Here is a 12,855-nt window from a genome sequence, read left to right on the forward strand (position 1 = left end):
TATAGGCGCTCTGATCGGGTACCGAAGAAAGAAACGAGGCGAACACCTGCCGTGAGCAGCAGCTCTACTTCCCAGTTCGGACAGAACCAGTGGTTGGTTGACGAGATGTACCAACGCTTCCAGGATGACCCCTCATCCGTGGACGCTAGTTGGCACGAGTTTCTGACGGATTACTCGCCCGATGCGGCGAATGCGGGCGGGAACGGTGAGGCGCTGAACGGCGCCGGTGATGTCGCCACCAAGGCAGCCAACGGTGCCGCCGCTGCGGCGCCCGCCGCCACGGCGCCCGCTGCCCCGGCGCCCGCTGCCACTCCGGCCCCGAAGGCCGCTCCGCCACCGGCACCCAAGCCCGCAGCTGCGCCTCAGGCAGCCGCCCCCAAGCCTCCGGCCGCCAAGGCCGCCGCTCCCCAGGCTGCTCCCGCCTCGGAGACTCCCGCTCAGGACACCAACCAGGTCCTGCGTGGCGCGGCCGCCACGGTCGCCCGCAACATGAACGCGTCGTTGAGCATCCCGACCGCCACCAGTGTTCGCGCCATCCCTGCGAAGCTGATGTTCGACAACCGGATCGTCGTCAACAACCACCTCGCCCGTACCCGGGGCGGCAAGGTCTCGTTCACCCATATCCTGGGTTACGCGATCGTGCAGGCGGTCAAGGCGTTCCCGAACATGAACCGCCACTTCGCAGAGATCGACGGCAAGCCCAACGTCGTCACGCCCGCCAGCACCAACCTCGGTCTGGCCATCGATCTGCCCGGCAAGAACGGCAGCCGTTCGCTCGTCGTCGCCGCCATCAAGGGCACCGACTCGATGAACTTCGTGCAGTTCTACGCCGCGTACGAGGACATCGTCCGTCGCGCGCGTGACGGCAAGCTCACCGCCGAAGACTTCTCCGGCGTCACGATCTCGCTGACCAACCCGGGCGGCATCGGCACCGTCCACTCCGTGCCGCGCCTCATGCAGGGCCAGGGCGCCATCATCGGCGCCGGTGCCATGGAGTACCCCGCCGAGTTCCAGGGTGCGAGCGACGAGCGCATCGCGGAGATGGGCGTCGGCAAGCTGATGACGCTGACCTCCACCTACGATCACCGGATCATCCAGGGAGCCGAATCCGGCGACTTCCTGCGCACGATCCACAACCTGCTGATCAGCGACGAGTTCTACGACGAGATCTTCCACTCGCTGCACATCCCTTACGAGCCGGTCCGCTGGCGCAAGGACGTGCCGGAGGGCGCGGTCGACAAGAGCACCCGCGTGCTCGAGATGATCGCGGCGTACCGCAACCGCGGCCACCTGATGGCCGACACGGACCCGTTGCAGTTCGTCAAGGACAAGTTCCGCAGCCACCCGGACCTCGACGTCACGACGCACGGCCTGACCCTGTGGGATCTGGACCGCGAGTTCAACGTCGGCGGCTTCCACGGCAAGGCCCGGATGAAGCTCCGCGACGTCCTGAGCATCCTGCGGGACGCGTACTGCCGCCACATCGGCGTCGAGTACACGCATATCCTCGAGCCCGAGCAGCAGGCATGGCTGCAGGAGCGCGTCGAGGCCAAGCACGTCAAGCCCACGGTCGCGCAGCAGAAGTACATCCTGAGCAAGCTCAACGCCGCCGAGGCGTTCGAGACGTTCCTGCAGACCAAGTACGTCGGCCAGAAGCGCTTCTCGCTCGAGGGCGCCGAGTCCGTCATCCCGATGATGGACGCCGTCATCGACCAGAGCGCCGAGCACAGCCTCGACGAGGTCGTCATCGGCATGCCGCACCGCGGCCGCCTGAACGTGCTCGCGAACATCGTCGGCAAGCCGTACTCGAAGATCTTCACCGAGTTCGAGGGCAACATGAACCCGGCGGCCGCGCACGGCTCCGGCGACGTGAAGTACCACCTGGGCGCCGAGGGCACCTACATCCAGATGTTCGGCGAGAACGACATCAAGGTCTCGCTCACCGCGAACCCGTCGCACCTCGAAGCGGTCGACCCGGTCCTCGAGGGCCTGGTCCGCGCCAAGCAGGACATCCTGGACAAGGGCCAGGAGGGCTTCACCGTCCTGCCGCTGATGCTGCACGGCGACGCTGCCTTCGCTGGCCAGGGTGTCGTGGCCGAGACCCTCAACCTGGCGCTGCTGCGCGGCTACCGCACCGGCGGCACCGTGCACATCGTGGTCAACAACCAGGTCGGCTTCACCACGGCTCCGGAGCACTCGCGTTCGTCCGAGTACTGCACCGACGTCGCGAAGATGATCGGCGCGCCGATCTTCCACGTGAACGGCGACGACCCCGAGGCCTGTGTCTGGGTGGCGCAGCTGGCCGTCGACTTCCGTGAGAAGTTCGGCAAGGACGTCGTCATCGACATGATCTGCTACCGCCGTCGCGGTCACAACGAGGGCGACGACCCGTCGATGACGCAGCCGGCGATGTACGACCTGATCGACACCAAGCGCAGCGTCCGCAAGAGCTACACCGAGTCGCTGATCGGCCGCGGCGACATCTCGATGAAGGAAGCCGAAGACGCCCTGCGCGACTACCAGGGCCAGCTGGAGCGGGTCTTCAACGAGGTTCGCGAGCTCGAGAAGTTCAAGCCCGAACCGTCGGAGTCGGTGGAGCTGGACCAGACCCCGCCGGCGCGCCTCACCACGGCCGTCGACGCGGCCACGCTCGCCCGCATCGGCGACGCGTTCGTCAACGTGCCCGAGGGCTTCACGGTGCACCCGCGCGTCAAGCCGGTCATCGAGAAGCGCAAGGAGATGTCCCGCGAGGGCCACATCGACTGGGCGTTCGCCGAGCTGCTCGCGTTCGGTTCGCTGGCCGAGCAGGGCGCCCTGGTGCGTCTGGCCGGTCAGGACTCGCGTCGCGGCACGTTCACGCAGCGGCACTCGGTGCTCATCGACCGCAAGACGGGCGACGAGTACAACCCGATCGCCGAGCTCGCGACGGCAGCCGACAACGGCGGCAAGTTCATGGTGTACGACTCGGCGCTCACCGAGTTCGCGGGCCTGGGCTTCGAGTACGGCTACTCGGTCGGCAACCCCGACGCCCTGGTGCTGTGGGAGGCGCAGTTCGGCGACTTCGTCAACGGCGCACAGACCATCATCGACGAGTTCATCAGCTCGGGTGAGGCCAAGTGGGGCCAGCTGTCCGACGTCGTGCTGCTGCTGCCGCACGGCCACGAGGGCCAGGGCCCGGACCACACGTCGGGCCGCATCGAGCGGTTCCTGCAGCTGTGCGCCGAGGGCTCGATGACGGTCGCGATGCCGTCGACCCCGGCCAGCTACTTCCACCTGCTGCGTCGTCACCACCTGGACGGCATCCGCCGCCCGCTGGTGGTCTTCACGCCGAAGTCGATGCTGCGCAACAAGGCCGCGGTCAGCAACCTCGAGGACTTCACCACCGGCAAGTTCCGTTCGGTGTTCGAGGAGCCGGCATACGAGGCCGACGGCGGCGACCGCACCGAGGTCAAGCGGGTGCTGCTGACCTCGGGCAAGATCTACTGGGAGCTGCTCGCCAAGAAGCAGAAGGAGAATCGCGACGACGTCGCGATCGTCCGGATCGAGCAGCTGTACCCGATCCCGCGCCGCCGCATCGCGGAGACGCTGGATCGCTACCCGAACGTCAACGAGTTCTTCTGGGTCCAGGAGGAGCCGGCGAACCAGGGTGCATGGCCGTTCCTCGGTCTGGCACTGCCGGAGCTGCTGCCGGAGAAGCTCGCGGGCATCAAGCGCGTCTCGCGTCGTGCGATGTCGGCACCGTCTTCGGGCTCGAGCAAGGTTCACGCCGTCGAGCAGCAGGAGATCATCGACGCGGCGTTCACGCCCACGAAGTGATCTGCCCGATCGGCTGAGATCCCGAACCGGCCCGCCCACTCTTCACGAGTGGGCGGGCCGGTCCCGTTTCGGCGACCCGGTGCCCGCGGTTCCGCTACACGTGCGGTTCTCATATTCTGTGAAGAGGGTCTCGCCGTCTCCACGAAGGAGGCTGAAGATGAGTCAGCCAACCACAGACCCGACCTTCTATCGCACGGCAGCGGATGCGGCAGCCGCGCCACCAGAACTCCTGGCCTACGTGGCCGCATTCGACCGTGCGGCGCACAAACCCGACGCGATGAGCGTGATCGACGTCGATCCGCGCTCGGACACCTACGGCCAGGTGGTGGGCTGGACCGAAGTTCCCGGTCTGGGCAACGAACTGCACCATTTCGGCTGGAACGCGTGCAGCAGCGCGTTGAAGCACGAGGGTCACGACATGGCGGGGTTGACCCGCCGGTACCTGATCGTGCCGGGCCTGCGCTCGTCCTCCCTTTACGTGCTCGACACCGGGCCCGACCCGCGTCAACCCACCGTGACCAGAGTCGTGGATGCTGCCGACCTCGCCGCCAAGGCCGGCTATTCCCGTCCACACACGCTGCATTGCGGGCCGGACGGTGTGTTCATGACCTGCCTCGGAGGCGCTGGCGGATCGGACGGCCCGGGCGGGATCGCCCTGCTCGATCACGAGACGTTCGACGTGCTCCGGCAATGGGAAACCGACCGGGGGCCGCAGTACTTCGCGTACGACGCCTGGTGGCATCTCAACCAGGACACACTGATCAGCAGTGAATGGGGTACGCCGTCGATGATCGAGGACGGGCTGGTGCCCGAGCTGCTGCTGGCGAACGAGTACGGCCACTCGATCCACTTCTGGGACCTGACCACCGGTCGGCACCGGCAGCGGGTGGACCTCGGGGCACAGCACCAGATGCCGCTCGAACTGCGCCCCTCGCACGACCCGGAGGCCACGTGGGGGTTCGTCGGCGTGGTCATCTCGACCGAGGACCTGTCGGCCTCGGTGTGGCGCTGGCACCGAGACGATGGTGACTGGGCGGTGGACAAGGTGATCACCATCCCGGCCGAGCCGGCCGATCCGGACTTGCTCCCGCCGGCGCTGAAACCGTTCGGTGCGGTGCCACCGTTGGTCAGCGACATCGACCTGTCGGTCGACGACGAGTTCCTCTACGTCTCGTGCTGGGGCACCGGCGAGCTCAAGCAGTTCGATGTGCGCGACCCCGCCCACCCAACGGAATCCGCTTCCGTGCGGCTCGGGGGGATCATCGGTCGCGTCGCGCATCCCGCGGCTCCGGCCCGGGCGCTGTCCGGCGGCCCACAGATGGTCGAGATCAGCCGGGACGGTCGGCGGGTGTACGTCACCAACTCGCTGTACAGCGCCTGGGACGACCAGTTCTACCCGGATGGGGTCGGCGCCTGGATGGCGCTGCTGCACACCGATCCGCGCGGCGGAATGACCGTCGACGAGCGATTCTTCCCGCACGACGGAGACTTCCGAGGCCTACGCGCGCACCAGGTCCGCCTCCAGGGTGGCGATGCCTCGTCCGATTCGTACTGCTACCGGTAGCGGAACCGACGGCACTCGGCGATCCCGGTACCGGTGCGCCGGTGTGCGATCGCCATGTCGGGTATGCGGAGCGTCTACCCGCCGAGCAGGGCCGCGGCCATGCCGGAGCTGAGGGCCACCGCCGGCAGCGCGGTCACCAGCAGCTGGATCAGTTCGTCGCGGGAGATTTCGGGTGCCCGCAGCCACGTGATGGTTGCCTCTTCGACGAATGCGATCCAGCCGCGCACCGAGAGTGCGATGCGTGCGTCGGGTTCGATCCCCAGGGTCGGCAGCTGTTCGACGACGCGTCGGGCCATCTCGGCACGGGTCCGTTCGAAGACCTCCCGCATCGCCGGGTCACCGCTGGCGGTGCCCCGCAGCAGCGAGACGTAGGTGTCGCAGTTCTCGGAGACGTAGTCCACGTACGACGCCATGACGTCCCGCAGGATCTCGATGGGTTCGAGGTCGGGGTTCGGCGCGGTGCGGGCGAGCATCTCGGCGCTGGTGTGGCGGACGATCTCGACGTGGAAGTCGTGTTTCGACGCGAAGTAGTGGAACAGCAGGCCGCGGGACACCCCGGCCTGGTCGGCGATGTCCTCGACCGAGATCTGCTCGAGCGGACGTTCTCCGAGCATGCGCACACCCAGATCGATGAGCTGCGCGCGCCGCTCCTGGGGGCTGAGCCGCGTGCGTTTGACGCCTTCCATGGCACCCACCTTACTGAATCGTGTTCAATAGACTATTGACTAGCAATCAACAACTCCCTACGCTCGTCTACATGAGTCTCCCAGTCACAGATACTTCCGCCCGGGCGGCAGCTCCGCGCCAGGTCGACACACTGATCATCGGCAGCGGCTTCGCCGGCCTCGGTGCGGCTATCAAGCTGGCACAGGCAGGCAAGCGCAATTTCCTCGTCCTCGAGCGCGGCGCCGAGGTCGGCGGGACGTGGCGCGACAACACGTATCCCGGCGCGGCGTGCGACGTCCCGTCGCACCTGTACTCGTACTCGTTCGCTCTCAACCCGGAATGGACCCGCTCGTTCTCGCCGCAGCCCGAGATCCAGCGCTACATCTCGTCGGTCGCCCGCAAGTACAACGTGCTCGACAAGCACGTGTTCGGGTGCGACGTGCTCTCCGCCCGGTGGAACGACGCCGCCGCGCGCTGGGAGGTCTCCACCACCCAGGGCGACTTCGAGGCCAAGATCGTCGTCTCGGCCGTCGGCGCGCTGTGCGAGCCGTCGCTGCCCGACATCGACGGCATCGAGGACTTCGAGGGCGAGATCTTCCACTCGGCACAGTGGAACCACGACACGGACCTCACCGGCAAGCGGGTCGCGGTGATCGGCACCGGCGCGTCGGCGATCCAAATCGTGCCGCAGCTGGCACAGAAGGTCTCCCACCTCGACGTGTACCAGCGCACCGCGCCGTGGATCCTGCCGCGCGCGGACCGCGAGTACACCAAGGCCGAGCATCTCGCGTTCAAGTTCGTGCCGGGCTTCCAGAAGCTGTGCCGCACCGGCATCTACTGGATGCGCGAGACTCAGGTCGTGGGACTGGCCAAGGCCCCGATCTTCATGAAGCCGCTGCAGTTCGCGGCCGAGCGCCACCTGCGCCGGCAGATCAAGGACAAGGCGCTGCGCCGCAAGGTCACCCCGAACTTCCAGATCGGCTGCAAGCGCATGCTGATCTCGAACAACTACTACCCCGCGCTCACGCAGTCGAACGTCGACCTGGTCACCGACGGCATCGCCGAGGTACGCGCAGGTTCGGTCGTCGACCGGAACGGCACGGTCCGCGAGGTCGACGCGATCGTGGTCGCCACCGGCTTCCACGTCACCGACTCCCCCACGTTCGCAGGCATTTTCGGCAAGGACGGGCGTTCGCTCGCCGAGACGTTCGACGACGGCGGTCAGCAGGGCTACAAGGGCTCCACGATCGCGAACTTCCCGAACATGTTCTTCCTCGTCGGCCCCAACACCGGGCTGGGACACACGTCGATGGTCTTCATGATCGAGTCGCAGTTGAACTACGTGGTCGACGCGATCGACGCGATCGAGCGCTACGACATCGGCACGATCGAGGTCCGCAAGGACGCACAGGACCGGTACAACCGGGAGTTGCAGGACAAGCTGTCCAAGAGTGTGTGGAACAACGGTGGCTGTGCCAGTTGGTATCTCGACAAGCACGGCAACAACACGACGCTGTGGCCGGGCTTCACGTTCGAGTTCCGCCGCATCACCAAGCAGTTCGACCTCGGCGCGTACCGCAGCGTGACCACCGGCGATCTGCCGGTGCCCGCACCCGCGGCGGTGTCGACCGCAACCGACATCGATACGGAACTGACCGATCTCGACGACGACAAGGTGGCAGCACAGTGAGTGAATTCGCAGGCAAGGTCTGTGTCATCACCGGAGCGGGATCCGGGATCGGCCGGGCCGTTGCACTGAACCTCGCCGGGCAGGGCGCGAAACTGGCACTGTCGGATATGGATTCGGCGGGACTGGCGGAGACGGTGCGGCAGGTCGAGGCGCTCGGCGCGGACGTGAAGTCCGATCATCTCGACGTCACGCAGCGGGAGGCCGTCCTCACGTATGCGGACGCCGTCGTGGCGCACTTCGGCAAGGTCAACCAGGTGTACAACAACGCCGGTATCGCCTTCCACGGCGAGGTCGAGCGCTCGGAGTTCAAGGACATCGAACGCATCATGGACGTGGACTTCTGGGGCGTCGTGAACGGCACCAAGGCATTCCTGCCGCACGTCATCGCGTCCGGCGACGGTCACATCGTCAACATCTCGAGCCTGTTCGGCCTGCTGTCGATCCCGGGTCAGAGTGCCTACAACGCAGCCAAGTTCGCGGTGCGCGGCTTCACCGAGTCGCTGCGCCAGGAGATGCTGATCGCCAAGCACCCGGTGAAGGTGACGTGCGTGCATCCCGGCGGCATCAAGACCGCGATCGCCCGAAACGCGGCGGTGCCCGACGGCGACGACCAGGTCACCTTCGCCCAGTTCTTCGACAAGCACCTGGCCCGCACCACGCCCGAGGACGCCGCGAAGACCATTGTGAACGGAGTGCGAAAAGGCAAGGCGCGCGTTCTCATCGGCGCGGACGCCAAGTTCCTCGACGCCTGGGTGCGCATCGTCGGTCCGAGCTACCAGCGGGTGGTCGCGACGATCACCTCGCGCGTCCTGCCGAAGGCGAACTGACGGGCAGGCCCGACACCCCGGCCGGCCGCCCCGGACCACCTGGGCCGACCTCGGCCGACCGAAATGTCGTTATCCCTCGCTAAGCTCTTCGCTCGATGACAACGAGAGCCGACGGCGGCAGCCGTCCATTCCAGGTACACCTCGGTGGGATCATCGAGCTTCTCAGCGCGAGCATCTACACCGGGCCGCAGGTCTTCGTCCGTGAACTCCTGCAGAACGGGTGCGATGCGATCGCGGCCCGTCGCGACCACGAGCCCGGCCATGTCGGCACCATCCGGGTGCTGCCCGCAGGCCAGGCCGGGGCCGCGTTCGCGGTCGAGGACGACGGCGTCGGGCTGACCGCGGCCGAGGTGGGTGAGCTGCTCGCGACGGTGGGCCGCAGTTCCAAGCGCGACATCCTCGATCTGCCCCGCACCGACCGTCTCGGCCAGTTCGGGATCGGCCTGCTCAGCTGCTTCATGGTGAGCGACGAGATCCGGGTCCGGTCGCGGTCGGCCACCGGTGCGCCCGCCGTCGAATGGGTCGGGCGCGCCGACGGCACGTTCACGGTGACCGAGCTCGCCGACGAACTGCCGGTCGGAACCCGGGTCGAGCTGTTCCCCCGCGCGGACTCCGCCGGACTCGTATCGCGCGCGGGGGCACACGAGTTGGCTGACCGGTTCGGCCGGCACCTGCCGGTGCGGGTGACCGTGGCCGGCGAGACGGTGACCCGGCCGGCGCCGTTCCTCGAGCGCACGACAGTCCCGTCGCCCGAGCTGCGCGAGCTGGGACGGGAGATCGTCGGTGCCGAGCCTTTCGCCACGATTCCGCTGCATGTCCCGTCCACCGGCACCCGGGGCACCGCGTTCGTGCTGCCGTTCCAGCTCTCCCCGGGCCAGCGGCAGTCGAGCCGCGTCTATCTGGGCGGCATGCTGCTGTCCGAGCGCATGGACGACCTCCTGCCGGACTGGGCGTTCTTCGTGCGGTCCGTCGTGGACACCACCGGGCTGCACCCGACGGCCTCCCGCGAGTCCCTGATCGAGGACTCCGCGCTCGAGGAGACTCGCACCGAGCTGGGGGCCGCGGTTCGCCGCTGGGTCATCGGTCTCGCGGCGGAGTCGCCGCACCGGCTGGCGGCGTTCCTGTCCGTGCACCACCTGGCGTTGCGGGCGCTCGTCCTCCACGACGACGAACTGGCCCGGTTCATCGTCCCCCACCTACCGATCGAGACCACCGAGGGGCAGACGACCTTCGGCGAGGCCGCCCGCCGCGGCACGGTGCGGTACACCCGGACCGTCGACGAGTTCCGGCAGCTCGCCGGGATCGCCCGTCCCGGCGCTCCGATCGTCAACGGCGGCTACGTCTACGACGCGGAGATCGCGGCCCGGCTGCCGGAGTTCGTGCCCGGTGCCGCAGTCGAGATCGTCACCGTGGCAGACGAAATCGACCACCTCGACGTGCCGCCGCTGTCCGAGCGGGCCGCGTCCCGCCGCCTGCAGGAGCGTGCCGACGCCGCGCTGGCGGACCTCGACTGCGCGACCGCGGTGCGGGCGTTCCAGCCGGAAACCGTCCCCGCCCTGTACGTCGCGGACGAGGCGGTGCTCCGGAACCTGCGGCGCGAGCAGGCCGGCGAGTCGGCCGGTGGGTTCTGGGCCGATGTCCTCGGCCGGGTGGAGGACGCAGCGGCGGCCTCCGGTTCCGACGCCTCCGGTCGGCTGGCCCTGAACTGGCGAAATCGGTTGGTGCGTACCCTCGCCGCCGTCGACGACGACGCGGTGCTGTCGCGGGCGGTGCGAATCCTCTACGTCCAGGCACTGCTCGCCGGGCACCGGCCGCTGCGGGCCGCCGATCGTTCGGCCCTGACCGACGCCATGACCGACATCGTGCACCTGTCCGTCGGTCTCGACGCGGGCGTCGTCACCGATCCCGGACTGCGCTCCCCCTCCACCATCGACAAGGACGACCATGCCGACTGAGACCACCCTCGACGCACTGATCAGCGAGATCGACTCGACGTCCTACGGACCGGCGGAGCGCGAACTCATCGAGCGGGCGATCACGCTCGCCGAGGAGACCGGCGACGAGGCCGCCGCCTACGCCGTGCGGATGCGCCTGATCCAGTCCGCCTCCATGACGGGCGACACCGACGCCCTGCTCACCGCATTCGCGTGGTGCGTCGGGCGAAACGCCGCCGACCCGGCCACCTTCCCCACCGAGGTCGACGACCACGACCTGCTGTGGTTCCACAAGTGGATCGCCGATGCGCTCGCCTCGAACCCGATGTTCCCGCGGGCGACGATCGCAGAGTCGATCGAGCAGATGGAGACCGCGTACCGGCAGGCCGGTGTCGGCCTGTCCGGGGTGGTGCAGACCCGGTTCTGGCAGGCATTCGAGGCGGGCCGGATCGAGGAGGCCGCCCGCTACCTGGAGGAGCTGGGACGGACCCCGCGCGACGACTACAGCCACTGCGAGGCGTGCGTTCGTTCCGAGGAGGCCCAGTTCCGGCTCGCCACCGGGGACCTCGAGGCCGGACTGGCCGTCGTCGAGGAGATGCTGGACCAGGACATGGGGTGCGCCGACGAACCGGAGCGGGCGATGGCCCACACGCTGGTGCCGCTGCTCGAGGTCGGCCGTCTCGACGATGCCGAGCAGATGCACATGCGGGGCTACCGACTCGCACGCCGCAACGTCGACAACATCGACATGATCGGGCAGCACCTGATCTTCCTCTCGGTCACCGGAAACGCCCAGCGCGCCCTGGAGATGCTCGAGCGGCACATCGGCTGGCTGGCGCACGACAACCTCAACGCGGTCGCGCACCTCGACGCCCTCACCGCGTTCGCGGTGACGTGCACGGCCGCCGACCGAGCCGGGATCGGCCACGAGCACGTCCGCGGGGCCGACGCGGAGCCCCTGCGCCGGTTCTTCGGCGCGCACACCGGCCCCTGGACCGTCGCCGAACTGGCACAGGCGTCCTGGCGTGCCGCCGAGGAACTCGCGACCCGCTTCGACGAGCGCAACGGAACCGAGCGCCGCAGCGAGAAGGTCTCCGCCGCACGGACTCTGGCTGAGCAAAGCTGGGACCTGCCGATCGGGACGACACACACTGTGCCGGCCCCTCCGGCCTCGGCGGACCCGGCCGCGACGACGGCCTTCGTCGACGAGGTGACGGGGGCGGGCCCGCTGGACGAGCAGGTCGACACGATCCTGGGTGCCGAGGGCGGGGATGCGGCGCTCGCCTGGCTCGAGTCCGAACTGACCCCGATGTCCGCGCCCGGACGCCGCACGGTGCTGTTGCGGTTGCTGGCCCAACTGCTGGCGGGCGGCGGCCGGTTCGAGGAGGCGCTGACCGCGGTCGATGCCGCGCTCGACCTGTCCGTTGCCCACGGGGCCCGGTCCGTGACCGCCCCGCTGGCTGCCCTGAGCGCCCAGATCTGCGACGACCTGGGCCGGCTGGACGAGGCGGCCGGCCGACTGCGACTGGCCACGCGCGAGGCGGATCTGGCCGGCACCGAGTCCGTCGGCCACCGCTACCGGCTCGGCGTGACGCTCGTGCGGTCCGGACGCCCCGACGAGGCCGTCGACGAACTCACGACGGTGGCGGAGATCGAGGAAGCACGGGACACCGAGACCGCGTCCCGTGCCCTGACCCTGCTGTGGCTCGGCTACGCGAGGCGTGACGCCGGCGAGCCGGGGGCAGCGGTCGCGGTGTGGGCCGAGGGCCGGGAGCTGGCCCGGGCGGGCGAGGACTACGCGGTGGCGGCACGGGTCGGCAAGGAACTCGGGCTTCTGATGATGCAGTTCGACGACGAGGACGCCGTCGAAGCCCTCGACGACGCGGTCGAGGATGCCCGGAAACTCCACGATCAGCCGGACGCGCTCGCCGACCTCCTGCACGCACGTGGGCGGGCTCGGTGCCAGTTCGCCGACGAGGACGGGCTCGAGGACCTGCGGGCCGCGGCCGAACACGCCGACCCGTGGACGCGTGCGGACATCGAGGACTCGACGGCTCGGGCACTGTCCCAGCTGGGCCGGTTCGACGAGGCGGTACGGACGGGGCTCGCCGCCTCCGATGCCTACGCCGCAGCCGAGGACGTCGTCGGCTCCGGCAGCGCACTGATCGTCGTCGCGCAGGCGTTGCTGTCGACCGACCACCACGAGGAGGCCCTCGCGGTGCTCGCCGACGCCGCGCCGCGGGTGACCGAGGCGCCGCGGCTCGCGGTCCGGGTCGCGCTGATGGAGGGCGACGCCAACGAGGCTCTCGGCCGGCACGACGCCGCCGCGGCAGCGCGGGCGCGGGTGGGAGGCTGACG

7 protein-coding genes are annotated in these 12,855 nt (G+C 68.7%); 6 read left to right on the top strand and 1 reads right to left on the bottom strand.

Annotated elements, in window-relative coordinates; all coding sequences use genetic code 11:
* Positions 1 to 51 precede the first annotated feature (51 nt).
* Together AC1RIF_RS00100 and AC1RIF_RS00105 are read left to right on the top strand one after the other, a co-directional pair.
* Positions 52 to 3,816 (top strand): multifunctional oxoglutarate decarboxylase/oxoglutarate dehydrogenase thiamine pyrophosphate-binding subunit/dihydrolipoyllysine-residue succinyltransferase subunit, encoded by a 3,765-nt coding sequence (locus AC1RIF_RS00100; protein ID WP_492599350.1) that lies wholly within the window; start codon positions 52 to 54, stop codon positions 3,814 to 3,816.
* 157 nt (positions 3,817 to 3,973) lie between these two features.
* On the top strand, positions 3,974 to 5,380 hold the full coding sequence (locus AC1RIF_RS00105; RefSeq protein ID WP_492599351.1) for a selenium-binding protein SBP56-related protein: 1,407 nt from the start codon (positions 3,974 to 3,976) through the stop codon (positions 5,378 to 5,380).
* Positions 5,381 to 5,454: 74 nt separating this feature from the next.
* Here AC1RIF_RS00105 and AC1RIF_RS00110 read toward each other — a convergent pair whose 3' ends face one another.
* Positions 5,455 to 6,066 carry a TetR/AcrR family transcriptional regulator gene (locus AC1RIF_RS00110; protein WP_492599352.1) on the bottom strand — a complete coding sequence of 204 codons (612 nt, stop codon included), beginning with the start codon at positions 6,064 to 6,066 and terminating at the stop codon, positions 5,455 to 5,457.
* Positions 6,067 to 6,137: 71 nt separating this feature from the next.
* Here AC1RIF_RS00110 and AC1RIF_RS00115 point away from each other — a divergent pair, with 71 nt between their 5' ends.
* The 4 genes from AC1RIF_RS00115 (at position 6,138) to AC1RIF_RS00130 (ending at position 12,853) form a co-directional block, all read left to right on the top strand.
* Positions 6,138 to 7,736 (top strand): flavin-containing monooxygenase, encoded by a 1,599-nt coding sequence (locus tag AC1RIF_RS00115; protein WP_492599353.1) that lies wholly within the window; start codon positions 6,138 to 6,140, stop codon positions 7,734 to 7,736.
* Positions 7,733 to 8,563, top strand: a complete 831-nt coding sequence (locus AC1RIF_RS00120) for an SDR family NAD(P)-dependent oxidoreductase (protein ID WP_492599354.1) — start codon at positions 7,733 to 7,735, stop codon at positions 8,561 to 8,563. Before AC1RIF_RS00115 ends, AC1RIF_RS00120 begins: the two co-directional genes overlap by 4 nt.
* Before the next feature lie 95 nt (positions 8,564 to 8,658).
* Complete coding sequence (locus AC1RIF_RS00125) at positions 8,659 to 10,518, top strand: HSP90 family protein (protein WP_492599355.1); 1,860 nt, start codon at positions 8,659 to 8,661, stop codon at positions 10,516 to 10,518.
* Entirely contained in the window at positions 10,508 to 12,853 is a 2,346-nt protein-coding gene (locus AC1RIF_RS00130) for an ATP-binding protein (protein WP_492599356.1), read from the top strand. The genes AC1RIF_RS00125 and AC1RIF_RS00130 overlap by 11 nt, the downstream gene beginning before the upstream one ends.
* Positions 12,854 to 12,855 lie beyond the last annotated feature (2 nt).

The organism is Prescottella sp. GW823-FHT02E09 (assembly GCF_058797375.1).

What these genes read in the sequence shown, in the direction of transcription:
- AC1RIF_RS00110 (WP_492599352.1), bottom strand. Translation starts at nt 6,066, where the DNA reads ATGGAAGGCGTCAAACGCACGCGGCTCAGCCCCCAGGAGCGGCGCGCG.
- AC1RIF_RS00115 (WP_492599353.1), top strand. Translation starts at nt 6,138, where the DNA reads ATGAGTCTCCCAGTCACAGATACTTCCGCCCGGGCGGCAGCTCCGCGC.
- AC1RIF_RS00105 (WP_492599351.1), top strand. Translation starts at nt 3,974, where the DNA reads ATGAGTCAGCCAACCACAGACCCGACCTTCTATCGCACGGCAGCGGAT.
- AC1RIF_RS00125 (WP_492599355.1), top strand. Translation starts at nt 8,659, where the DNA reads ATGACAACGAGAGCCGACGGCGGCAGCCGTCCATTCCAGGTACACCTC.
- AC1RIF_RS00130 (WP_492599356.1), top strand. Translation starts at nt 10,508, where the DNA reads ATGCCGACTGAGACCACCCTCGACGCACTGATCAGCGAGATCGACTCG.